Below are 23,608 nucleotides of genomic sequence, written 5' to 3' on the forward strand. Positions count from 1 at the left end.
GGTTCAAACCCGTTTGGGAAACGAAGAAAGCGACGAGCAGCTGTGAGCGGTGGTCATACCTTCGCAGCCCTGTCGCCGGCGCGACGAGGACCGCGGCTGACCTTAGCCGGCCATCGCCTTTTGGGACGGAGCCGACGCTTTGGCGGAATGCGACGCCAGCGCCGTCATGATCTCGGCGGCGGCAAGTGCGGCGATCACCGGTGGGCGCTTGTCCTTCACGGCGTTGCCGCCGATCGGCGACACGAGGCGGTTGAACTCGGCCTCGCTGCCCTCGGCCGACTTCAGGAACCAGTTCTTGAAAGTCGCCTTCTTGGTCTTGGATCCGATCATGCCGACATAGGCAGCGTCGTCGCGCCTCAGCGCCTCGGCGACGATCAGGAAATCGAGCGCATGGTCGTGGGTGAGGATGACGAAGGCCGATCCCGCCGGCGCCTCTCGAACGGCGCTTTCAGGCATCGGCGTCAATCTCGTCTCGACCGTTTCCGGCATGCCTTCCAGCGCATCCGCCCGCGTCTCGACGACGAGGGCGTGGATGGGCAGAAGAGCGAGCGTCGCCGCCAGCGCCTGGCCGACATGGCCGCCGCCGAAGACATAGACATGCGGCAGACGCGCCTCCTCGGCCTCTGCCTTGGCGATCAGTTCCCGTTCGAGCGCCGCATCGACAGGGCGGATCAGCACCTCGACGCGCCCGCCGCAGCACTGGCCGATCTCCGGCCCGAGCGGAACGTCGAGCGTTGTGCAGACTTCGTCGGCCTCGATGCGGGCTTCCCTCCCCCTTGAGGGGAGGGTGGCGGCGAAGCCGCCGGGTGGGGTCGCCGCGGCAGTGCTCGGCATTTTCTTGGGTCGCGCGCTTCCTCTACCGACCCCCTCTGGCCGCTTCGCGGCCATCTCCCCCTCAAGGGGGGAGATAAGCTGCCGTGCCTTGTCGATTGCCATATATTCGAGCTGGCCGCCGCCGATGGTGCCGAAGATCGCCGATGCCGAGACGAGCATGAAGGCGCCGGTCTCGCGCGGCGTCGAACCTTTCGTCGCCGCGACCTCGACCAGCGCGACCCGGCCAGCCTGGCCGAGAAACGCCTTCAGGCTTTGAACTTTCGAGTTCATCGTCTGCATTCCTAATGCCGAAATATAGAGTTTTTCGGCCTGAATTGCACGTTTTGGCCCGTTCAGGCCGGCTTTGCGGCTTCCTGCTTCAGCCTTTCGATCGCCATCAGCACCCGTTCCGGCGTTGCCGGGGCGTCGAGGCGCGGACAGATTTTGTGGTCCGCGACACTTGCCACGGCATCGGAAAGCGCGTGCAGCACCGACATGCCGAGTGGGAAAGGCGGCTCGCCGACTGCCTTGGAGCGATGCACGGTCGGCTCGTTCGCTTCGGACCAGTCGGCCAGCTTGATATTGAAGATCTTCGGCCGGTCGGAGGCGAGCGGGATCTTGTAGGTCGACGGCGCATGGGTGCGCAGCCGGCCCTTGTCGTCCCACCAGAGTTCCTCGGTGGTGAGCCAGCCCATGCCCTGGATGAAGCCGCCCTCTATCTGGCCGAGGTCGATGGCGCGGTTCAGCGAGCGGCCGGTCTCGTGCAGGATGTCGGTGCGCTCGACCACGTACTCGCCGGTCAGCGTGTCGACCGACACCTCCGAGCAGGAGGCGCCGTAAGCGAAGTAGTAGAAGGGACGGCCCTCGCCCTTGTCGCGGTTCCAGTGGATCTTCGGCGTCTTGTAGAAGCCCGCCGCCGAAAGCTGAATGCGCGCCATATAGGCCTGTTTGACCAGATCGCCGAAGGGTATCTCCTGGTTGCCGATGCGGACCCGGTTGGGCAGGAACAGCACCTGATCGCGTGGCACCTGGTACTTTTCCGAGGCGAAGTTGGTCAGCCGGTCCTTGATCTGGCGGGCGGCGTTCTGCGCCGCCATGCCGTTGAGGTCCGAACCCGAGGATGCGGCGGTGGCCGAAGTGTTCGGCACCTTGCCGGTGGTGGTCGCGGTGATCTTCACCTGATCGAGATCGATCTGGAACTCCTCCGCCACGACCTGCGCCACCTTGAGATAGAGACCCTGCCCCATCTCGGTGCCGCCGTGGTTCAGGTGAACCGAACCGTCGGTATAGACATGCACCAGCGCGCCGGCCTGATTGTAGTGCGTGGCGGTGAAGGAGATGCCGAACTTGACCGGCGTCAGCGCCAGCCCGCGCTTGATGAAGCGGCTGTTGTTGTTGAATGCGCTGATCTCGCGCCGGCGCCGCGCATAGTTCGAGCTTGCCTCCAGCTCGGCGACGATGCGCTGGATGACATTGTCCTCGACCGTCTGGTGGTAGGGCGTGATGTTGCGGTCGCCATTCGTGCCGTAGAAATTCTTCTTGCGGATCTCGAGCGGATCCTTGCCGACGGCAAAGGCGACCTCGTCGATGACGCGCTCGGCGCCGACCATGCCTTGCGGGCCGCCGAAGCCGCGGAAGGCGGTGTTCGAGACCGTGTTGGTGTAGAGCGGCGCCGACTGGGCGTGCACGTTCGGCCAGAAGTAGGTGTTGTCGCAGTGGAACAGCGCGCGGTCGGTGACCGGGCCGGACAGGTCCGAAGAGAAGCCGCAGCGCGCCGCGAACATGAAGTCGACGCCGAGGATGTTGCCGTCGTCGTCGAAGCCGACTTCATAGTCGATGAGGAAATCGTGGCGCTTGCCGGTCGCGGTCATGTCGTCGTCCCGGTCGGGCCGGATCTTGACCGCGCGATGATGGCGTTTGGCGGCGATGGCTGCGAGCGCCGCGAACTGGTTGCCCTGCGTTTCCTTGCCGCCGAAGCCGCCACCCATGCGGCGGATTTCCACCGTGATGGCGTTGCTTGGCACGCCCAGCGCGTGGCTTACCATATGCTGGACTTCGCTCGGATGCTGGGTCGAGGAATAGATGGTGACGTCCTGGTCTTCGCCAGGGATGGCCATGGCGATATGGCCTTCGAGATAGAAATGCTCCTGGCCGCCGAGGCGCATCTTGCCCTTGAGCCGGCGGGGCGCCGCCTTGATCGCCGCGGCCGCGTCGCCGCGCCTCAGCGTCAGCGGCGGGGTGACGAGCTTGCCTTTCCTCGGGTCGAGCTCGGCGATGTCGGTGACGAAAGGCAGCTGCCTGTATTCGACCTTGGCCAGCCTGGTGGCGCGCCGTGCCTCTTCGCGCGTCTCGGCGATGACGCAGAAGATCGGCTGGCCGAAGAACTCGACCTTGCCGTCGGCGAGCACCGGCTCGTCATGACGTCCGGTCGGCGAAATGTCGTTCTCGCCGGGAATGTCCTTTGCCGTCAGCACATCGACGACGCCGGGAGCGGTGCGTACCGCCGAGAGGTCCATGCTGGTGATTGTCGCATGCGTCGCTGTCGAAAGGCCCAGGCAGCCATGCAGGATGCCGGCCGGCTCCGGCATGTCGTCGATATAGACCGCCGTACCGGAGACATGCTTGTGCGCGGAATCATGCCGCTGGTCGCTGGCGACACCGCCCGAGATCTTCTGCGCCTTGAGATTGGGGACGTGCTTGGTCATCAGGCAGCCTCGTAGCGTGAGACCTGGAACGGCGCCTTGGTGCCGGTGGTCTCGACAAAGAAGCGCAACAACAGGTTCTTCGCCGCAAGCGCGCGATACTCGGCGGTCGCGCGCATGTCGGTCAGCGGCGTGAAGTCGCTGGCATATTCGGCCATCGCGGCTTCCACCGTCGCGTCGCTCCAGGTCTTGCCGATCAGCGCCTTCTCAACCGCCGTGGCACGCTTCGGCGTGGCCGCCATGCCGCCATAGGCGATGCGGATATCGGCCACAGAGCCATCCTTGGCCAGGGTCAGATAGAAGGCGCCAAGGGTCGCGGTGATATCCTCGTCGCGGCGCTTGGTGACCTTGTACACGGCAAATCTCGTTCCCTTTGCCGGGACAGGCACGTGCACGGACTCGACGAATTCGCCAAGCTGACGGTCCTGCTTGCCGTAGGCGATGAAGAAGGTCTCGAGCGGGATCGTGCGGCGGGCGTTGCCCTTGCGCAGCGTCAGTTGCGCGCCAAGCGCGATCAGCGGCGGCGGCATGTCGCCGATCGGCGAGCCGTTAGCGATGTTGCCGCCGATGGTGCCCATGTTGCGCACCTGCTCGCCGCCGATGCGGTCGACCAGCGGTCCCAACGCCGGGATGCGCTTGGACAGCATCTCGAAGGCTTCGGTGTAGGTGACGCCGGCGCCGATGGTGATCATTCCATCAGCCTCAGACATTGAGCGCAGGCCATCGAGATCGCCGATGAAGATCGCCGGTGAGATGTCGCGCATATGCTTGGTGACCCATAGGCCGACATCGGTCGAGCCGGCAACGATGGTGGCGCCCGGTTCCTTTTCGAGCACGGCGGCGAAATCGTCGACATTGGCCGGCACGATCAGCCGCTGCTTGCCAGAGCCGACTTCGACCCTGGCGCCGTCGCGCAGCGCTTCCAGCCGCGCGGTGATCGACTTGCGTTCCACCGCCAGCGGGTCCTTCGCCGCCTTGCCGTAGCTCGAAATGGCACGTGCCGCGCGCATGATCGCCTCGTAGCCGGTGCAGCGGCAGAGATTGCCCTGCAGCGCCTTTTCGATCGCCGCATCGGAGGGGTTGGGCGTCCTCATCCAGAGCGCGTAGAGCGACATGATGAATCCCGGCGTGCAGAAACCGCATTGCGAGCCGTGGAAATCGACCATCGCCTGCTGCACCGGATGCAGCTTATCGCCGTCGCCGCGCAGATGCTCGATGGTGACGACATGGGTGCCGTCGAGCGAGCCCATGAAGCGGATGCAGGCATTGACGCTTTCGTAGACCAGGCCTTCGGCGGACAACTTGCCGACCAGCACTGTGCAGGCGCCGCAATCGCCCTCGGCGCAGCCTTCCTTGGTGCCGCGCAGCGAACGGTCGAGCCGCAGCCAATCGAGCAGAGTTGCATCGGGCGCGACGTCGGTCAGCGCGATGTCGGTGCCGTTCAGGATGAAGCGTATCTCGTTGCGGGTCTCAACCATGTCTCAGCTCCCGCGATAGGTCGAGTAGCCGTAGGGCGAAATCAAGAGCGGCACATGATAGTGCCGTTCCTCCGCCATGCCGAAGCGGATCGGCACGGTGTCGAGGAAGGCCGGCTGCGGCAGGCTGACGCCTTGCCCGCGCAGATAGTCTCCGGCGGCGAAGACCAGCTCATATTCGCCGGTGCGGAAATCGGCACCGGCCAGCAGCGGCGCGTCGCAGCGGCCGTCATCGTTGGTGGTGACGGTCTTCAGATGCGTGCGGGCCTGCCGCTCGATGCGGAAGAGCTCGATCGAGAGGCCTTTTGCCGGCCTGCCGGTCGCGGTGTCGAGAACGTGGGTCGTCAGACGCCCGCCATCGGCTTTGGACGTTTCTGCCACTGGCCGCCTCCCATCCCGGTACAAACGTTTTCAGGTCAATTGTGCGCCAATTAAAGGCGATGCATAAGTCCCGGTCGAGCGGAGTGCGGCAAAAAGCACTTTCAAAAATTTTCGGGGGAATGCTGGCGCACTCCTTTCGATATCTTCATCCCAACAATCGGGCAGGAGCGATCATGCGTTACGAACGGGACATGCGCGGTTACGGGGCCAATCCGCCGGATCCGAAATGGCCCGGTGGCGCCTATGTCGCGGTGCAGTTCGTCGTCAACTACGAGGAAGGCGGCGAAAACTGCGTGCTGCACGGCGACAAGGCTTCGGAAGCCTTCCTGTCCGAGATCGTCGGCGCCGCCCCCTGGGTCGGCCAGCGCCACTGGAACATGGAATCGATCTACGAATATGGCGCTCGCGCCGGCTTCTGGCGGCTCTACCGGCTGTTCACCGAAGCCCAGGTGCCGGTGACCTGCTACGGCGTCGCCACGGCACTGGCCCGCTCGCCCGATCAGGTCGTGGCAATGCAGGAGGCCGGCTGGGAGATCGCCTCGCACGGGCTGAAATGGATCGACTACCGCGACCATAGCGCGGAGGACGAGCGCCGCGACCTCGAAGAGACGATCCGGCTGCATTACGAGGTGACCGGCGCGCGGCCGACCGGCTGGTACACCGGCCGCACCTCGGTCAACACCGTGCGGCTCGCCGCCGAGGAAGGCGGCTTCGACTACGTCTCCGACACCTATGACGACGAACTGCCCTACTGGTTCGACCGCGAAGGGTTGGAGAAGCCGCAGCTCATCATTCCTTACACGCTCGACGCCAACGACATGCGCTTTGCCACACCGCAGGGGTTCAACTCGGGCGACCAGTTCTTCGCCTATCTGAAGGACAGCTTCGACACGCTCTATGCCGAGGGCAAAGCGGGGCGTCCTCGGATGATGAACATCGGCCTGCATTGCCGGCTGGTCGGCCGTCCGGGCCGCGTGGCGGCGCTAAAGCGCTTCGTCGACTATGTGAAGTCGCACGAGAAGGTGTGGCTGACGCGGCGCGTCGACATCGCCAAGCACTGGCGCGAGACGCATCCTTACCAGGCGCCGGCTTTGCGGCCGTCGCGGATGGAGTTCGAGGCCTTCGTGCATGCCTTCGGCGGCGTGTTCGAGCATTCGCCCTGGATCGCCGAGCGCGCCTACGAGCTGGAGCTTGGGCCCGCACATGACAGCGCCGGCGGCCTGCACAACGCGCTCTGCCGCGTCTTCCGCGCGGCGACGGAGGCCGAGCGGCTTTCGGTGCTCAACGCCCATCCCGACCTTGCCGGCAAGCTGGCGGCGGCCAAGCGCCTGACGGCGGAATCGGCCAAGGAACAGGCTTCCGCCGGGCTCGATGCGCTGACCGACAAGGAGCGCGAGCTTTTCTCGAAACTCAACGCCGCCTACGTCACCACCTTCGGCTTCCCCTTCATCATCGCGGTCAAGGGCAAGACCAAGGACGAGATCCTGGCCGAGTTCGAGGCGCGCATCGGCAACAGCCGCGGCGTCGAATTCGAAACCGCCTGCAAACAGGTCGAGCGCATCGCGCTGCTTCGGCTGAGAGACATGCTCCCCCAATAGGCTTCAACACATGGATATGATGGAAATGGCCGAGCGAACCTACTACGCGCCGCATGGCGGCCATCCCGGCCAGAACGAACTTTTGACCGGCCGCGCCGTCTTCACCGAAGCCTATGCGGTCATTCCCAAGGGCGTGATGCAGGACATCGTCACCAGCCCGCTGCCGTTCTGGGACAAGACGAGGGCATGGATCATCGCAAGGCCGCTCTCGGGCTTCGCCGAGACGTTTTCGCAATACATCGTCGAGGTTCTGCCCGGCGGCGGCAGCGACCGGCCTGAGCTCGACGCCGGTGCCGAGAGCGTGCTGTTCTTGGTCGAGGGCGAGCTCGCCGTCTCGCTTGCCGGCACGAAACATGTGCTCCGCCCGGGCGGCTTCGCCTTCCTGCCGCCATCAAGCGGCTGGACGGTGCGCAACGAGAGCGGCGACGCGGTGCGCTTTCACTGGATCCGCAAGGCCTATGAAGCGGTCGACGGGCTCGATGTGCCGGAAGCCTTCTTCACCAACGAGCAGCAGATCGCGCCGAGCCCGATGCCCGGCACCGAGGGCCGCTGGGCGACGACGCGCTTCGTCGATCCGGCCGACATGCGCCACGACATGCACGTCACCATCGTCACGCTCAAGCCCGGCGCCGTCATTCCGTTCGCCGAGACGCATGTCATGGAGCACGGGCTCTATGTGCTCGAAGGCAAGGCCGTCTACCGGCTCAACCAGGACTGGGTCGAGGTCGAGGCCGGCGACTTCATGTGGTTGCGCGCCTTCTGCCCGCAGGCCTGCTATGCCGGCGGCCCCGGCAACTTCCGCTACCTGCTCTACAAGGACGTCAACCGGCATGCCAAGCTTGGCAGCGCCGGCCTTGGGGATCGCGCGCGGTGACCCGCATCGTCGCCCGGCCGCTGACGCGCGAAGAATTCGCGCCGTTCGGCGACGTCATCGACATGGGCGGCGACAACCGCTATCCGATCAACGGCGGCAAGGCGATGCGCTACCATGATCTCGCCACTGCCGAGGCCACCGGGCCGAACGCGCGCGTGCTGATCTCGATGGTGCGCGGCACGCCCTACGAGATGCCGCTGAAGCTCACCATGGTCGAGCGCCATCCGCTCGGCAGCCAGGCTTTCATCCCGCTGTCGCCGCGCCCGTTCCTGGTCGTCGTCTGCCATGACACCAAGGATGGCCCCGGCGAGCCGCATGCCTTCATCACCGCGCCCGGCCAAGGCATCAACTACCGCCGCAACCTCTGGCACGGCGTGCTGACGCCGATCGGCGCGGAGCAGGATTTCCTCATCGTCGACCGCGGCGGCGACGGCTCCAACCTCGAGGAGTGCTATTTTTCGCACCCTTACGAGATCCACCTCCCCTGAAGAGTTTCTCATGACCGACATTTCGCTGATCGACCGCCTGCTCGACGTGATCGAGCACGATATCGTGCCGAAGACGGCCGAAGGCGTTGCCCATGGCAACAAGCTGTTCGGCGCCGCGATTCTCAGGAAAGGCGACCGCTCGCTGGTGCTCGCCGAGACCAACAACGAGATCGAAAACCCGCTCTGGCACGGCGAGGTGCATTGCCTGAAGCGCTTCTACGAAATGCCGAAAGCCGAGCGCATCGACACCAAGGATGCGCTGTTCCTGGCCACGCACGAGCCTTGCTCGCTCTGCCTGTCGGCGATCACCTGGACCGGCTTCGACAATTTCTACTACCTCTTCAGCCACGAGGACTCGCGCGACAGTTTTGCCATCCCGCACGACCTCAAGATCCTGAAGGAGGTCTTCACCCTCGACCCCGGCGGCTACAACACCGAGAACGCCTACTGGAAGAGCTTTTCGATCCGGCGGCTGGTGCGGGCCTTGCCCGAAGCCTCGCGCAAGCGGCTTGAGGCGCGCATCGGGAATATCTCGGCGCGCTATGACGAGCTGTCAGACGCCTACCAGGCAAGCAAGGCCGACAACGACATTCCCCTGAGCTGAGTGGTTCAGGACGGCTCCTTGAGTTGCCACCACAATGGCGGCAACTCGAACCCTCGAGAAACACGTAGCCAAGGAAATCTCTCCCGGGACAAGGGGAGCTGGACCGGGTTCTACTTCAGGACCTTCCCATCCGCTCCGAACCGGTAGGTCTTGGCCGGATCCGGCGTCGCGTAGAGCGTCGAGCCCGGCTCGGCATTGTAGACGCCGAAGATGCGCACCGTGAGCAGCCCCGCCTTCTCGCAGTCGAGATAGAGGTTGGTGTCGGCGCCGAGATGCTCGGCATGCACCACCGTGCCTTTCCAGGCGCCGGACTTGGCATCGACGGTCAGATGTTCCGGCCGCACGCCGACGGTCTTGGCCGTCTCGCCCAGTTTGGCGCCGTCGATGAAGTTCATCTTCGGCGAGCCGATGAAGCTGGCGACGAAATCATTGGCCGGCGAATTGTAGAGCTCCATCGGGCTGCCGATCTGCTCGATCCGCCCGGCGTTGAGCACGACGATCTTGTCGGCCAGCGTCATAGCCTCGACCTGGTCGTGGGTGACGTAGATCATCGTCGCCTTCAGCCGCCGATGCAGTTGCGCGATCTCCAGCCTTGTGTTGACACGCAGCGCGGCGTCGAGGTTCGACAGCGGTTCGTCGAAGAGGAACAATTTTGGCTCGCGCACCACGGCGCGGCCGATGGCGACGCGCTGGCGCTGGCCGCCCGACAGTTCCGCCGGCCGGCGCTCAAGATAGGGCTCGAGCGACAGCATGGCGGAGGCGATCTTGATGCGGCGTTCGATCTCCGCGGCCGGCGTGCCGGCCTGCTTGAGGCCGAGGCCCATGTTGTTCTTCACCGTCAGATGCGGGTAGAGCGCGTAGGTCTGGAACACCATGGCGATGCCGCGTTTTGCAGGCGGCGTGACGGAGACGTCGTCGCCGTCGATCAGCACCCGGCCGGAGGTCGAATCCTCCAGCCCGGCGATCACGCGCAGCAGCGTCGACTTCCCGCAGCCCGACGGACCGACGAAGACGACGAACTCGCCGTCATTGACCTCGAGGTCGATGCCTTTCAGCACCTCAACCGGCCCAAACGCCTTCTTCACGTTCTCGATGTTCAGCGAGCCCACGGCTTCGTCCTTGTTCTAGAGTTTGATTGGCGCGCCGGTGCGCACGCTCTCATCTGCCGCCAGGCACACGGCGAGCGACTTCACCGCGTCGTCCATGTGGCGAGTCAGGTCGATATCCTCGCGGATGGCCTTGAGCAGGAAAGCCTGTTCGCGGTCGCAAAGCTCCTGGTGCCCCGGCTCGCCCTCCATCGACAGCAGCTCATCCTCCTTGGCGAACCTGCCGTCCGGTCCCGTCGCGGCGCTGTGCAGGCGGATGGTCGAGGTCTTGGTGTGGGTGTCGATGTCGTCGGACTTCACGCCCTCCTTCATCACGATCGACACGCAACCTTTGGGCGACATCACGTCCTTCACGAAGAAGGCGGTCTCCGAAATCATCGGACCCCAACCGGCTTCATACCAGCCGACCGAGCCATCCTCGAACAGCACCTGGAGATGGCCGTAATTATACATCGAGGGCGCCACCTCGTCGGAGAGCCGCACGCCCATGCCGCGCACTTCGACCGGCCTGGCATCGGTGATCTGCAGCATCACGTCGAGATAGTGAACGCCGCAATCGACGATCGGCGACGTCGTCCGCATAAGCTGCTTATGCGTCTCCCAGGTGTGACCGGAGGATTGCTGATTGAGATTCATGCGGAAGACGTAGGGACCGCCGAGCTTGCGCGCCTCGGCGATCAGCCGCACCCAGGACGGATGGTGACGCAGGATATAGCCGATCACCAGCTTCTTGCCGTTGGCCTTGGCGGCGTCGACGACGCGCTGTGCATCCGCCACAGTCGTGGCCAAAGGCTTCTCGACGAAGACATGGCAGCCGGCCTCGAATGCCCTGACCGCATAGTCGGCATGGCTGTCGGAATAGGTGGCGATCGCGGCGACATCCGGCTTCTCGTCGCGCAGCGCGTCCTCGAAGGAGCGCCTGATGCCGTAACCGGCAAGCCCGTCCGGCAGACGCACGTCGGAACGATTGACCAGCGCCGCGATCTCGAAGCCCGGATTGGTGTGATAGGCGAGCGCATGGCTGCGGCCCATATTGCCGAGGCCGGCAACGACGACGCGAAGGGGTGGTTTATCGCTCACCTGACTGCTCCACTTTCTCTTGAGAAGGTGTCACCCCACCCGGCGCTTCGCGCCGACCTCCCCATCAAGGGGAGGTAGGGCGTTGGCGTGAACATCCCCGCCGAAGAGGCTGTTCTGACCTGATAACCCAGGCGGCCGAGAATAAAGCGGCGACCTTCTACCTCCCCTCGATGGGGAGGTCGGCGCGCAGCGCCGGGTGGGGTGAAGCGCAGCCCTATCGCGAATTGGCTGTTACGGCTCACTTCACCGCTCCCGACGTGATGCCGCGGATCAGTTGCCGCGAGAAGATGACGTAGAGGATCAGCACCGGCAGGATCGCCAGCGACAGCGCGGCCAGGATCGCGTTCCAGTTGGTGACGAACTGGCCGAGGAAGAGCTGCGCGCCGAGCGTCACCGTCTTGGTCTCCTCCGATGGCGCGAGGATCAACGGGAACCACAGATCGTTCCAGATCGGGATCATGGTGAAGACGGCGACCGTCGCCATCGACGGGCGCACCAGCGGCAGCACCAGGCGGAAGAAGATCGTGTATTCCGACAGCCCGTCGATGCGTCCGGCGTTCTTCAGGTCATCGGATACCTGCTTCATGAATTCGGACAGGATGAAGATGGCGAGTGGCAGGCCTTGCGCCGTGTAGACCAGGATCAGCGCCGTCAGCGTGTTAACCAGCCCGCTTGCCACCATCAACTGCAGGATGGCGACGGTGCCGAGGCGGATCGGGATCATGATGCCGAGCGCGAGATAGAGGCCCATCATGGTGTTGCCGCGGAAGCGGTATTCCGACAGCGCGAACGCCGCCATCGCCCCGAACAGCAGCACGAAAAACAGCGAGGCGACGGTGACGACGAGGCTGTTCTGGAAATAGTGGAAGAAGTCGCCCTGGCCGAACACGGTGGTGTAGCCGATCAGGTCGAAGGTCTTCGGCGTCGGCGGCGTCAGCGGCGCGCCGAAGATGCCCGCGCGCGACTTGAACGAATTCATGATGACCAGGATCACCGGGAACAGCGCGATCACCGTGTAGGTCAAAAGGACGGCATGGGCGCCGATGGTGCGGGGAAGCGAACGGGTGGCTAGGCTCATTGGAAAGTCTCCTGACGAGCTGCTTGTCCAGAGGATCGTGCCAAGGCACCCCCCTCTGTCCTGCCGGACATCTCCCCCTCAAGGGGCGAGATTGGCAGCGTCGATGACGCCGCCCGTTCTGCTGCGTCGAAAATTGGCGAAGGCGGCGATGACGTCCAATCTCCCCCCTTGAGGGGGAGATGGCCGGCAGGCCAGAGGGGGGTAGCTAGGCGCACCATCTCAGACCCTCAGAACTGATACCGACGCAGGCGCGTCTGGACGAGGAACAGGTAGACGCAGACGCCGGCAAGGATGATCAGGAACATCATCGTGGCGATCGCTGCGCCTATGTTCGGGTCGCCGACCTGGAGCTGGAAGCCGAAGAAGGCGCGGTAGAGGAAGGTGCCGAGGATGTCGGTCGAATAGTTCGGCCCGGCGAGCGCTCCTTGCGCGGTGTAGATCAGGTCGAAGGCGTTGAAATTGCCGACGAAGGTCAGGATCGAGATGATGCCGATCGATGGCAGGATCAGCGGCAGCTTGATCTTCCAGAACTGCGCCATGCCGGTGACGCCGTCGCATTCGGCCGCCTCGATCACTTCGTCGGGGATCGACAAGAGTGCTGCATAGATCAGCATCATCGGGATGCCGACGAACTGCCAGACCGAGACCAGGCTGAGCGCGGTCAGCGCATATTGCTCCTTGCCGAGCCACGGCGTGAACAGGCTCTTCAGCCAGACGAAGTCGAGCAGATGCGGCGCCACGCCCCAGATCGGCGACAGGATCAGCTTCCAGGCGAAGCCGACGATGACGAAGGACAGGATCGTCGGCACGAAGATCGCCGTGCGATAGAAGGCGGCAAACCTGAGCCTCGGGCTGGAAAGAAGCGCCGCCAAAAGGATGCCGATCGGGTTCTGCACCAGCATGTGGATGATGAAGAACCAGACGTTGTTCCTGAGCGCGTTCCAGAAATTCACCGACCAGTTGGGGTCGCCGAACAGCGTGCGGAAATTGCCCAGCCCGACGAAGACCTGGGACTGCTCGATGTTGCGGAACAAGGAGAGCTGCAGCGTGCCGAACAGCGGCAGGATCATGACCGCCGTGTAGACGAGCACAGCCGGCGCCAGGAAGACGCCGATATGCCAGCGGATCGGTCTTTTCGGTCGTGTTTGTGCGGCCATGAGTTTCGGTCTCCGCCGTCTCTCGGTTCCAGGTCGGATGATGCTAGCTGATGCCTCGATGCACGGCCTGATTGTCCCCATCAGGGGAGGACAAGGCCAGCGACTGCGCGGCTCCGTCTTCCCCGCAAGGTGAGGGTAAGACCGAGAGGCGGCGCCGACAATCGCTATCTAAGAACGGTCCGAATGCCGGCCGGGCGTGCGCCCGGCCGGCTCGATGGCAAAGGTTACTTCGCCGGCTTGTACCAGCTGTCGAGGCCGTCCTGCAGCTTCTTGGCCGCGGCTTCCGGCGTGTCGGTGCCGTTGATCACGTTGGCCGATTCAACCCAGGTCTCGTTCTCGAGGTTCGGCGTGCCGCGCGACAGGATCTGGTAGGTCGAGCGGATCGTCGACTTGCACTTGCCGCGCCAGGAGACGAATTCCTGCGCCAGCGGGTCTTCCATCTTCACCGGCGTGCTGTTCAGGCTGAAGAAGCCCGGCAGCGCGTTGGCGTAGATGGTGGCGAAGTCCGGCGAGGCGACCCAGGACAGGAACTTCTTGGCTTCTTCCGGATGCTTCGATGCCGCGTTCAGGCCCATGCCGATGTCGGTATGGTCGGAGATGTAGCAGGTGTCGCCGGCCTTCTGCACCGGCGGCGGGAAGGCGCCCATCTTGAACTGCGCCTGCGTGTTGAACAGGCCGATCTCCCACGAGCCGGCCGGATAGATGGCGGCGCGGCCGAGCGTGAACAGGTTCTGGCTGTCCGGATAGGTCTGCGCCTCGAAGCCGTCGCCCAGATAGGGCTTCCACTTGGCCAGTTCCTTGTAAGGCTCGACCCACTGCGGATCGGTCAGCTTCTGCTCGCCCTTGATCAGGGCCGCGCGGCCTTCCTCGCCCTTCCAGTAGTTCGGGCCGATGTTCTGGTAGCCCATGGTCGCGGCTTCCCAGAGGTCCTTGGTGCCCATAGCCATCGGGATGTAGGTGCCGTCGGCCTTGATCTTGTCGAGCACGGCGTAGAACTCTTCATTCGTGGTCGGCACCTTGAGGCCGAGCTTGTCGAAGGCGTCCTTGTTGTAGATGAAGCCGTGGATGACCGAGGCCATCGGCACGCAGAAGCTCGACTTGCCGTCGTCGGTCTGCCAGGCCGCCTTGGCGACGGCCGAGAAGTTGTCCATGCCGGGCAGCGAGGTCAGGTCGGCGAGATTGCCCTTCTTGAACAGCTCCAGCGACTTGTCGAACGGGCGGCAGGTGATCAGGTCGCCCGCCGAGCCGGCGGTGAGCTTGGCGCCGAGGGCCGCGTCGTACTCGGTCGGCGCCGAGGGCGCGAACACCACCTTGATGCCCGGGTTCTTGGCCTCGAAGGCCGGGATCAGCTTGTCCTTCCAGATGGTCAGGTCGTCGCCGCGCCAGCTCTCGATGTTGAGCGTTACGTCGTCGGCCAGAGCGATCCCGGTGGTGCCGAGAATGCTCGTGCCGAGCAGCAGTGCCGTCAGTAGTTTGGTCGTCATCTTCAGTCTCCCTGTTGACCTTTTTCAGGTTCGGTTCTGATGAGAACAGAGGCTAGCGCCGCTTGCTCCCCTCGATCGCGGAAAGCGCAGGCCGAAGCTTCTGGCCCGATCCTTCCAGTATCTTCTCGGCCGCGTCGGCGTTGGCAGCGCCGGCGGCGAGCAGAATGGCAGTCTTGACGACGCCGCCGCTCTCTTCGAGCAGGCGCGCCGCGTCGTCCCGGCTCCGCCCGGTGATGGCGGCGACCATGCGCACCGCGCGGTCGCGCAACTTGATGTTGTCGGCGGTGAGGTTGACCATGTAGCCGTCATGCACATGGCCGAGATGAATGGCGGTCAGCGTCGACAGCATGTTGAGCGCGATCTTCTGCGCGGTGCCGGCACCCATGCGCGTCGAGCCGGCGATCAACTCCGGCGGCGTTTCCAGCAGGATGGCGACATCGGCCTCACCGAACAGCGGCGCGCCCTTGTTGTTGGCGATTGCGATCGTCGCCGCGCCCCGGCGCCGCGCATCGCCGATGGCCTGCACGGCGTAAGGCGTCGAGCCGCTGGCCGAGATGGCGATCAGGCAGTCACCCTTGCCGATATTGGCGTTCGCCACGGCCGCCGCGGCTTCCTCGATGTCGTCTTCAGGCCCGCCGGCAAGCGTGTGGAACGCCTCGTCGCCGCCCGCGATCAGGATGGCGATGCGGTCACGCGCGATGCCGAAAGTGCCGGGAAGCTCCAGCGCATCCGCAACCGCCATCAGGCCGGAGCTGCCGGCCGCCGCATAGGCAAGCCTGCCGCCGGTCTTCAATTGCCTTGCGATCAATTCCGCGGCCTCGGCGATGGCCGGAATGGCGCCGTGAACGGCCTTGGCGGCCTCGATCTGGGCATTGGCCAGGAATGAAAGGATGGCATCCGGGGTCTGGACATCCAGCCCCTCGGCATTCTGATGAAGCGCTTCCGTGCGCGTCTCGGCCATCCGCTTTCCTCCAACTAAGGGGACCATACCAAAAAAATACCACTTGTCCACATCCATTAACGTTTTTCGTGCCCGGCATTCTCCTTGCCGGCAAATTTCCGCGCTTTTTCAATAAAATACGCCTTAATCTTTTTTTGAACCGAAATTAGCGCTTGGCTATTGGTATTTTATTGGTATTATCCGCGGCGAGGAGAAAATCGTGTGAAATTCGTGCTTGGCATCGATGGCGGCGGCACCAGCTGCAGGGCGGCCCTTGCGACCGTCGACGGCGCTGTGGTCGGTCGCGCCAAGAGCGGCGCGGCCAACATCCGCACCGATCTTACCGGCGCCCGCGCCAACATCGTCGACGCGGCAAGGCAGGCTTTTCTCGCCGCCGGCCAGGATCCGGAGCTGATCCCTGAGACGCCCGCCATCCTTGGTCTGGCCGGCGCCAATGTCGGCACCTACAGGCAGCAGTTGGAAGCGATCCTGCCCTTCAGCAAGAGCCGCGTCGAGACCGATGCCGAGATCGCGCTCGAAGGCGCGGTCGGCTCCGGCGACGGCGCCATGGCGATCCTCGGTACCGGCACCGCCTATATGGCGCGCAAGAACGGCAAGTCGCGCGCCATCGGCGGCTGGGGGTTTCAGGTCGGCGACCAGGGCAGCGGGGCCCGCATCGGCCGCGATCTGCTCGAGCAGACGCTGCTCGCCTATGACGGCATCCGGCCCGGCTCGCCGCTGACGGAGGCGATGCTCGCGGTCTTCCGCAACAACCCCGAGGATGTTGTCGAATTCACCACCAACGCCAAGCCCGGCGACTTCGGCGGTTTCGCGCCCAAGGTTTTCGAGCATGCCGCCAAGGGCGACCTCGTCGCCAACTGGATCCTCGACAAGGCGGTCGCCGACGTCGAGGCTTCGCTCGGCGCGCTCGATCTCGCCGACGATGCTCCGCTTTGTCTGCTCGGCGGCCTGGCGCCGCTCTATGCGCCGCGTCTGTCGGCGCGTTACCAGGCGCTGCTGAAAGCCCCGCTCGACGATGCGCTCGGCGGCGCGGTGCAGATGGCGGTGCGCATCTTTGCCGGCAAATCGGGGGCTGCCCTGTGAGCGCCGCCAACCAGATCTTCGCCATGCTGCCGGAGGCGCCGCGATGAGCGCCGCCGACCAGATTTTCGCCATGCTGAAAGAATCCTCGCAGAGCGGCGCGCCGCTCTACCTGCAGCTCAGGAAAAGCATCGAGGAAGCGGTCAATCGCGGCCTGATCGGCCCGGGCGACGCGCTGCCGTCCGAGCGCGACATCGCCAGCAAGGCCGACATCTCGCGCGTCACCGTGCGCAAGGCCGTGCAGGATCTGGTCAAGGGCGGCATCCTCGTCCAGCGCCACGGATCCGGCACCTTCGTCGCGCCGCGCATGGAGCGCGTCGAGCAGTCGCTATCCCGGCTCACCTCCTTCACCGAAGACATGGCGCGCCGCGGCATGGTCGTGCGCTCGGCCTGGCTCGACCGTGGCCTCTACGCGCCCTCGCCTGATGAGATGATGGTTCTCGGCCTGTCGTCGAACGAGCTGGTGGCGCGCGTGGCGCGCCTGCGTATCGCCAACGACACACCGCTGGCGATCGAGCGCGCGGCAATCTCGGCCAGCGTCCTTCCCGACCCAGAGACGATCGGCTCCTCGCTCTACGCGACGCTGGAACTGACCGGCAATCGTCCGGTGCGGGCGGTTCAGCGCATCTCGGCCGCGAATCTCGGCGACGATGACGCGCGCCTGCTGGAAGTGCCGCCGGGGGTTGCCGGACTGCACATCGAACGCATTTCCTATCTGGCGAGCGGCAAGGTGATCGAATTCACCCGTTCGATCTACAGGGGCGACGCCTATGACTTCGTCGCGGAACTCCGGCTGACCGGGCCGGGAGAGGAGAGCCGGCCATGAGCGCAACCACCACCCATATGCGGCGCGAGATCGAGGAAATCCCGCAGGCCACCGCCCGCCTGCTCGATGGCTCGGCCAAGGCGCTTGCCGAGGCCGGCCGCGGCCTTCGCGAGCGCGATCCGAACTTCGTCGTCACCGTGGCGCGCGGCTCGTCCGACCACGCCGCCACCTTCACGAAATATGCCGTGGAGTTGACCGCCGGCCTCGCCGTCGCTTCGGTCGGCCCGTCGATCGCTTCGATCTACGGCGCGAAGCTGAGGCTGCGCGGCTCGGCCTGTCTCGCCATCTCGCAGTCGGGCAAAAGCCCCGACATCGTCGCCATGGCCGAAACGGCCAGGGCCGGGGGCGCGCTGACCGTCGCCATCACCAACACCGCCGACTCGCCGCTGGCGCGGGCCTCGGACTATGCCATCGACATTCTGGCCGGGCCGGAGCGCAGCGTCGCGGCCACCAAGACCTTCGTCAATTCGGCTGTCGCCGCCCTGGCGCTGATGGCGCACAGCACAGGCGATGAGCCGCTGCTTTCAGCGCTCGCCCGCCTGCCGGAGCATTTCGAGAAGGCGATCGCCTGCGACTGGATGGCGCTCGCCGCCGCGCTCGAGACGCCGCAGTCGCTGTTCATCCTGGGACGCGGCCCGTCCTTCGCGATCGCCAGCGAGGCGGCGCTGAAGTTCAAGGAGACCTGCGCCATGCATGCCGAGGCCTACAGCGCGGCCGAGGTCATGCATGGGCCGCTGGCTCTTGTGGGACCAGGCTTCCCCGTCCTGGCGCTCGCCGCCCGCGACGCCTCCGAGCCCTCGGTGGCCGAAGCAGCAGACAGCGTGGCGGCCAAGGGCGCGGCCGCTTTCGTCACCTCCGGCAAGGCAAAGAACGCCAGGCTGCTGCCGCATGTCGCGACCGGCCATCCGCTGACCGATCCGCTGCCGCTGATCGTGTCCTTCTACGGCTTCGTCGAGGCCTTCGCCCGCCATCGCGGCCTCGACCCGGATGCGCCGCGCAACCTGCGCAAGGTAACGGAAACCGTATGAGCGACCGTTTCGCCCTCACTGGCGCCCGCATCTTCGATGGCGCCGACTGGCATGACGATGCGGCCCTCGTCGTCAAGGACGGCATGGTCGAGGCCATTCTGCCCACTGGTGCCATTCCGTCCGGCGTCTCCCTGTTCGAGACCGGCGGCGGCCTGCTGGTTCCCGGCTTCGTCGACATCCAGGTCAATGGCGGCGGCGGCGTCATGCTCAACGACCATCCCGACGTCGCCTCGATCGAGACCATCTGCCGGGCGCACGCGCCGTTCGGCACCACGGCGCTGCTGCCGACGCTGATCACCGACACGCCGGCGATCACCGCCGCGGCCACAGCCGCCGGCGCCGAGGCTGCGCGGAAAAAAGTGCCGGGTTTCCTTGGCCTGCATCTCGAAGGGCCGCATCTGTCCATCGCGCGCAAGGGCGCGCATGATCCGGCCCTGATCCGGCCGATGACGGACGCCGACCAGGCGGCACTGATCGCCGCGCGCCGAGACCTGCCGGTGCTGCTCACCACGATCGCGCCGGAATCGGTCGAGCCGGCCCGCGTCACGGCGCTGGCCGAGGCCGGCATTGTCGTCAGCCTGGGCCATTCCGACACCGACTATGCCACGGCGACGGCCTTCGCCGAGGCCGGCGCGACGGTCGTCACCCACCTCTTCAACGCCATGAGCCAGATCGGCAATCGGGAGCCGGGGCTGGCCGGCGCCGCTATAGATACCGGCGGTCTCTACGCAGGCATGATCGCCGACGGCATCCATGTCCATCCCGGCACGATGACGCTTGCGCTCAATGCCAAGAAGGGGCCGGGCAAGATCCTGCTGGTCACCGACGCCATGGCGACAATCGGCACAGACATGACCTCCTTCACGCTCAACGGCCGCACCATCTATCGCAAGGACGGGAGTCTGAGGCTTGCCGACGGCACGCTGGCCGGCGCCGACCTCGACATGATTTCCGCCGTGCGCTTCGTCCACCGCGTCGTCGGGATCGATCTCGACGAGGCGCTCCGCATGGCATCGCTCTATCCCGCCGAGGCAATCAGCCAGGCGCACCGGCTCGGCCGCTTCGCCAACGGCACCGCCGCCGATATCGTCGGCCTATCGGAGGGCCTGGATGTCAAGAACGTCTGGATTGGGGGCAAGAAGGTTTTGAGGACCTGAGCCTTCCTGCGTTAAGGTGACGAGAAGCTTTGAGACGCTGGCGTGACAGCACCCCCTCTGTCCTGCCGGACATCTCCCCCGCAAGGGGGGAGATTGGTAGCTTCTGCGCCCCGCTCAATCCTGCAACGTTGGTGATTGGCGAAAGCCGCGGTGACGTCCGATCTCCCCCCTTGCGGGGGAGATGGCCGGCAGGCCAGAGGGGGGTGCGAAGGATCACGACCGATCTCACCCTTGCATCGCCTTCGTCGTCGAAATGCCGACGAGCGTCAGCTGGCTTTTCCCGCCGTGTAGATATCCTTGTACGCCTCGCGCAAAACGTTCTTCTGCACCTTGCCCATCGTGTTGCGCGGCAGTTCGTCGACGAAGATCACCTGCTTCGGATGCTTGTACTTTGCCAGCCGTCCGGCGATGGCGTCGGCAATGTCGGCGGCGCTGATCGCCGATCCCGGCTTGCGCACCACCACCGCCGTGACGCCCTCTCCGAAATCCGGATGAGCGACGCCGATCACGGCGCTTTCGCTGATGCCGGCAAGCGCGTCGATCTCGCTCTCGATCTCCTTCGGATAGACGTTGTAGCCGCCCGAGATGATCAGGTCCTTGCCGCGGCCGACGATGTGGACATAGCCGTCGGCGTCGATCAGGCCGAGATCGCCGGTGACGAAGAAACCGTCATCGCGGAACTCGGCCTTGGTCTTCTCCGGCATCCGCCAATAGCCGGCAAACACATTCGGCCCCTTCACCTCGATCATTCCGATCGCGCCCTGGGTCAGCGGTTCGGCCGTCTCGGGATCGGTGATGCGCAGTGACACGCCGGGCAGCGGAAAGCCGACCGTGCCGGCGCGCCGCTCGCCGTCATAAGGGTTGGACGTGTTCATGTTGGTCTCGGTCATGCCGTAGCGTTCGAGGATGGCGTGGCCGGTGCGCTCGCGCCAGGCATTGTGCGTCTCGGCAAGCAGCGGCGCCGAGCCGGAGATGAACAGCCGCATATGCCTGGCTGCATCTTTTGTGAGCCCATCCTGCTGCAGCAATCGCACATAGAAGGTCGGCACGCCCATCAGCGCCGTGGCGCGTGGCATCAGCGACAGGATGCGGGCCGGATCGAACTTCTGCTCAAAGAACATCCTGGCGCCGGCTATCAGGATGACGTTGGTGGCGACGAACAGGCCGTGCGTATGGAAGATCGGCAGCGCGTGGATCAGCACGTCGTCGGCGCCGAAGCGCCAGTGCCCCACCAGCACGCGCGCGTTGGAGGCGAGGTTCTCGTGGCTGAGCATGGCGCCCTTGGAGCGGCCGGTCGTGCCTGAGGTGTAGAGGATGGCGGCAAGATCGTCGGGCCTGCGCGCGGCATCGTCGAAATCCGCCGGCTGCAGCGCCGCGCGATCCGCAAGCGTGCCCCGCCCGTCGGCGCCAAGCGTCAGCGTCGCGGCATCCGCCGACGCGGCAAGCGGTTGGATGGTGGACGCCTTTTGCGGATCGCAGACGACCAGCCGCGGTTCCGCGTCACGGAAGAAATAGTCGAGCTCCGGCAGCGTATAAGCGGTGTTGAGCGGCAGGAAGACGGCGCCGGCGCGCAGACAGGCGAGATAGAGCAGCAAAGCTTCCGGCGTCTTCTCCACCTGCACGGCGACGCGATCGCCGGGCTGGACGCCCGCCTCGACGAGCGCATGCGCATATTGCCCGGACCGCGCCAGCATCTCGCCATAGGAGATAGAACGCCCGTCGTCCGTCTCCATCAAAACACGGTCAGGCGCCGGCATGCTGGCGCGAAAGGCGTCGAACAGGTGATTGGTCATCGTCTTCCTCTGGACTTGTGGCTGACGCATTCAATGCATCGGCCTGGCCAGAGCGATATCAGATTTGCCTGCCAGAGCAATTCCAGGAAAGTGCGCAGCGGTTTTCCGTCCGGAATTGCGAAAAATAAGGAGCTAAGCATGTCTCCCGAAGGTGGGAACCGGTTTCGGGGCAAAGGCATGCGTAAAATCAAAAACCTAAAGCGCACGGAGCGAATCTTAAAGATCGCGACGCGCTTTAGGGCAGCTATTTGCGGGCGCGCGGCGCCTTGCCTGAGCCGGCCCTTGGATCGTAGCCCTGGTTGAAGCGCGCCATGCACATCTCGGCGGTCAGCCGATAGTGGCTGAGCAAGGCCTCGACCGCGGCGTCGGCATCGCCATCCAGCGTTCGCTCGGCAATCGTCCGGTGCTCGGCGAGGTCATCGCGTTCGGAGCCTGGGCCGCGCTGCGAAATCAGCCGGTAGCGGGAGGCCTGGTCGGAAAGCTGGTCGCAAAAACCGATCAGCCAATGCGACCGGCACGCCGAGATCAGCGCGCGATGGAAGGCGCGGTGCAGCGTCTCCCATTCCGGATTGTTGGTCGCGGGGTCGTCGGACTGGCGACGCTCGGCGCGCGCCAAGCGGTGCAGGGCGAGCACCAGCTGTTCTTCCCACTCGGCCGTGCGATGGGCAATGGATTCACGCAAGGCGCGTTCCTCCAGCCAGCAACGCGTTCGGGTCAGCTCTTCGAGCTCCGCCGCACTCACCGGCATCAGGAAGAAGCCGCGCTGGTCATGGCGGCCAAGCAGGCCCTCCGCGGCGAGGCGATTGAGCGCCTCACGCACGGGCGAGGCGCCGGCGCCATAGCGGGAAACGACCCATTCGACGCGCAGCTTGCCCTCGGTTTCCAAAGCTCCACGCAGCAGGTCTTCGCGGAGCTGATGGTAGACCGAGCTGGCAAGCGTGCTCTTGGCACCCTTGCCTTCGCCCGTATCGGCGTTTCCGTTTGCCAATTTGACTCCTGTTGCTTGCCCCTGTTTTTGCCAGGGTCCCTCGGCAAAGCAATCTCGTACGCGTATCATACAGCCAGGCATTGCCGCCTAAAAGCAATAAGGTGACGATATTCGATCGAATAAAGTAAATTCCCTCAGAAAAAGCTGATGTTAAAGGGCGACTTGATATAACTTGGTATATTGAACAGCCGTTCGGCCGCGCGGCGACTTTTTGTTAGAAACGAGATGTCTATGTCTCTAGTTGGCGGCCCTGTCGGCTGCTGAGCGGATTGCCTCGATATTGGCCCGATAGGCCTCGACGCTGCCGCCCTTGAAGATGGCCGCGCCCGCCACCAGCACGTCGGCGCCGGCGGCCGTCACCAACGGCGCTGTTTCCGGCGAGACGCCGCCGTCAATCTCGATACGGATCGGGCGGTTGCCGATAAGCGCCTTCACCCTTCGCACCTTGTCGACGATTGCCGGGATGAATGCCTGGCCGCCGAAGCCCGGATTGACGGTCATGATCAGGATGAGGTCCAGCCGGTCGAGCACGTATTCGATCGCTGTTTCCGGCGTCGCCGGGTTGAGTGAGACACCGGCCTTCTTGCCGAGACCTTTGATCGTCTGCAGCGAGCGGTCGAGATGCGGGCCGGCCTCGGCATGGACGGTCATGCCGTCGCAGCCGGCCTCGGCGAAGGCCGCCAGATAGGGGTCGGCCGGCGCGATCATCAGATGGCAGTCGAAGAAGGCCTTGGTGCGGTTGCGGATCGCTTTAACCACCGGCGGGCCGAAAGTGATGTTGGGCACGAAATGACCGTCCATCACATCGAGATGGATCCAGTCGGCCCCGGCGGCCGCGACCGCCTCGACCTCGTCACCGAGCTTCGAAAAATCCGACGCCAGCACCGACGGCGCGATCAGGGTCTTCTTGCTCATGATACGGCCTCTCCCGGCAT

Annotated in this window: 21 protein-coding genes; 8 read left to right on the forward strand and 13 right to left on the reverse strand. The window is 64.8% G+C overall.

Features of this window, described 5'->3' with window-relative positions:
• Positions 1 to 102 precede the first annotated feature (102 nt).
• The 4 genes from xdhC to uraH form a co-directional block, all read right to left on the reverse strand.
• On the reverse strand, positions 103 to 1,104 hold the full coding sequence (gene xdhC / locus EJ070_RS06725; protein ID WP_126090632.1) for a xanthine dehydrogenase accessory protein XdhC: 1,002 nt from the start codon (positions 1,102 to 1,104) through the stop codon (positions 103 to 105).
• A gap of 62 nt (positions 1,105 to 1,166) precedes the next feature.
• Positions 1,167 to 3,518 carry a xanthine dehydrogenase molybdopterin binding subunit gene (gene xdhB, locus EJ070_RS06730; RefSeq protein ID WP_126090633.1) on the reverse strand — a complete coding sequence of 784 codons (2,352 nt, stop codon included), beginning with the start codon at positions 3,516 to 3,518 and terminating at the stop codon, positions 1,167 to 1,169.
• Complete coding sequence (gene xdhA, locus EJ070_RS06735) at positions 3,518 to 4,993, reverse strand: xanthine dehydrogenase small subunit (RefSeq protein WP_126090634.1); 1,476 nt, start codon at positions 4,991 to 4,993, stop codon at positions 3,518 to 3,520. The genes xdhB and xdhA overlap by 1 nt, the downstream gene beginning before the upstream one ends.
• A 3-nt stretch (positions 4,994 to 4,996) precedes the next feature.
• A complete protein-coding gene (uraH, locus tag EJ070_RS06740; protein WP_126090635.1) occupies positions 4,997 to 5,371 on the reverse strand; it encodes a hydroxyisourate hydrolase in 375 nt (124 codons plus the stop codon).
• Positions 5,372 to 5,544: 173 nt separating this feature from the next.
• Between uraH and puuE the strand changes: the two genes are divergently transcribed.
• From puuE to EJ070_RS06760, 4 genes are read left to right on the forward strand one after another with little or no spacing between them, the layout of a single operon-like run.
• Positions 5,545 to 6,969: an allantoinase PuuE gene (gene puuE / locus EJ070_RS06745; protein WP_126090636.1), complete on the forward strand. Its 1,425-nt coding sequence runs from the start codon at positions 5,545 to 5,547 to the stop codon at positions 6,967 to 6,969.
• 10 nt (positions 6,970 to 6,979) lie between these two features.
• Positions 6,980 to 7,843, forward strand: coding sequence for a bifunctional allantoicase/(S)-ureidoglycine aminohydrolase (locus tag EJ070_RS06750; protein WP_126090637.1), 864 nt, complete (start codon positions 6,980 to 6,982; stop codon positions 7,841 to 7,843).
• Positions 7,840 to 8,331: an ureidoglycolate lyase gene (locus EJ070_RS06755; RefSeq protein WP_126090638.1), complete on the forward strand. Its 492-nt coding sequence runs from the start codon at positions 7,840 to 7,842 to the stop codon at positions 8,329 to 8,331. Before EJ070_RS06750 ends, EJ070_RS06755 begins: the two co-directional genes overlap by 4 nt.
• A 10-nt stretch (positions 8,332 to 8,341) precedes the next feature.
• Positions 8,342 to 8,935 carry a nucleoside deaminase gene (locus EJ070_RS06760; RefSeq protein ID WP_126090639.1) on the forward strand — a complete coding sequence of 198 codons (594 nt, stop codon included), beginning with the start codon at positions 8,342 to 8,344 and terminating at the stop codon, positions 8,933 to 8,935.
• A 110-nt stretch (positions 8,936 to 9,045) separates the two neighbouring features.
• Here the strand turns inward: EJ070_RS06760 and EJ070_RS06765 are convergent, their stop codons facing one another.
• The 6 genes from EJ070_RS06765 to EJ070_RS06795 form a co-directional block, all read right to left on the reverse strand.
• Positions 9,046 to 10,044, reverse strand: coding sequence for an ABC transporter ATP-binding protein (locus EJ070_RS06765; protein WP_126090640.1), 999 nt, complete (start codon positions 10,042 to 10,044; stop codon positions 9,046 to 9,048).
• 15 nt (positions 10,045 to 10,059) lie between these two features.
• Positions 10,060 to 11,121, reverse strand: a complete 1,062-nt coding sequence (locus tag EJ070_RS06770; protein WP_126090641.1) for a Gfo/Idh/MocA family oxidoreductase — start codon at positions 11,119 to 11,121, stop codon at positions 10,060 to 10,062.
• 238 nt (positions 11,122 to 11,359) lie between these two features.
• Entirely contained in the window at positions 11,360 to 12,199 is an 840-nt protein-coding gene (locus EJ070_RS06775; RefSeq protein WP_126090642.1) for a carbohydrate ABC transporter permease, read from the reverse strand.
• Between the two features lie 227 nt (positions 12,200 to 12,426).
• The gene (locus EJ070_RS06785) at positions 12,427 to 13,356 is read right to left on the reverse strand and encodes a sugar ABC transporter permease (protein ID WP_126090643.1); all 930 of its coding nucleotides are present in this window, start codon (positions 13,354 to 13,356) and stop codon (positions 12,427 to 12,429) included.
• 224 nt (positions 13,357 to 13,580) lie between these two features.
• Complete coding sequence (locus EJ070_RS06790; protein WP_126090644.1) at positions 13,581 to 14,840, reverse strand: ABC transporter substrate-binding protein; 1,260 nt, start codon at positions 14,838 to 14,840, stop codon at positions 13,581 to 13,583.
• Between the two features lie 52 nt (positions 14,841 to 14,892).
• Entirely contained in the window at positions 14,893 to 15,801 is a 909-nt protein-coding gene (locus EJ070_RS06795) for an N-acetylmuramic acid 6-phosphate etherase (protein WP_126090645.1), read from the reverse strand.
• Positions 15,802 to 16,002: 201 nt separating this feature from the next.
• On the opposite strand from EJ070_RS06795, the gene EJ070_RS06800 reads away from it, so the two are divergent.
• From EJ070_RS06800 to nagA, 4 genes are read left to right on the forward strand one after another with little or no spacing between them, the layout of a single operon-like run.
• Positions 16,003 to 16,884 carry an N-acetylglucosamine kinase gene (locus EJ070_RS06800; protein WP_126090646.1) on the forward strand — a complete coding sequence of 294 codons (882 nt, stop codon included), beginning with the start codon at positions 16,003 to 16,005 and terminating at the stop codon, positions 16,882 to 16,884.
• Between the two features lie 43 nt (positions 16,885 to 16,927).
• On the forward strand, positions 16,928 to 17,707 hold the full coding sequence (locus tag EJ070_RS06805) for a GntR family transcriptional regulator (protein ID WP_126090647.1): 780 nt from the start codon (positions 16,928 to 16,930) through the stop codon (positions 17,705 to 17,707).
• Entirely contained in the window at positions 17,704 to 18,735 is a 1,032-nt protein-coding gene (locus tag EJ070_RS06810) for an SIS domain-containing protein (protein WP_126090648.1), read from the forward strand. Before EJ070_RS06805 ends, EJ070_RS06810 begins: the two co-directional genes overlap by 4 nt.
• Positions 18,732 to 19,892 (forward strand): N-acetylglucosamine-6-phosphate deacetylase, encoded by a 1,161-nt coding sequence (gene nagA / locus EJ070_RS06815; protein WP_126090649.1) that lies wholly within the window; start codon positions 18,732 to 18,734, stop codon positions 19,890 to 19,892. The genes EJ070_RS06810 and nagA overlap by 4 nt, the downstream gene beginning before the upstream one ends.
• A gap of 266 nt (positions 19,893 to 20,158) precedes the next feature.
• On the opposite strand, the gene EJ070_RS06825 is transcribed toward nagA, so the two are convergent.
• The 3 genes from EJ070_RS06825 to rpe all read right to left on the reverse strand — a co-directional run bounded on the left by EJ070_RS06825 (position 20,159) and on the right by rpe (position 23,588).
• Complete coding sequence (locus EJ070_RS06825; protein WP_126090650.1) at positions 20,159 to 21,685, reverse strand: malonyl-CoA synthase; 1,527 nt, start codon at positions 21,683 to 21,685, stop codon at positions 20,159 to 20,161.
• Between the two features lie 244 nt (positions 21,686 to 21,929).
• Positions 21,930 to 22,673 carry a GntR family transcriptional regulator gene (locus tag EJ070_RS06830; RefSeq protein ID WP_245464829.1) on the reverse strand — a complete coding sequence of 248 codons (744 nt, stop codon included), beginning with the start codon at positions 22,671 to 22,673 and terminating at the stop codon, positions 21,930 to 21,932.
• Positions 22,674 to 22,910: 237 nt separating this feature from the next.
• Complete coding sequence (gene rpe / locus EJ070_RS06835) at positions 22,911 to 23,588, reverse strand: ribulose-phosphate 3-epimerase (RefSeq protein ID WP_126090652.1); 678 nt, start codon at positions 23,586 to 23,588, stop codon at positions 22,911 to 22,913.
• Positions 23,589 to 23,608 lie beyond the last annotated feature (20 nt).

Source organism: Mesorhizobium sp. M1E.F.Ca.ET.045.02.1.1 (assembly GCF_003952485.1).
Lineage (GTDB): Bacteria > Pseudomonadota > Alphaproteobacteria > Rhizobiales > Rhizobiaceae > Mesorhizobium.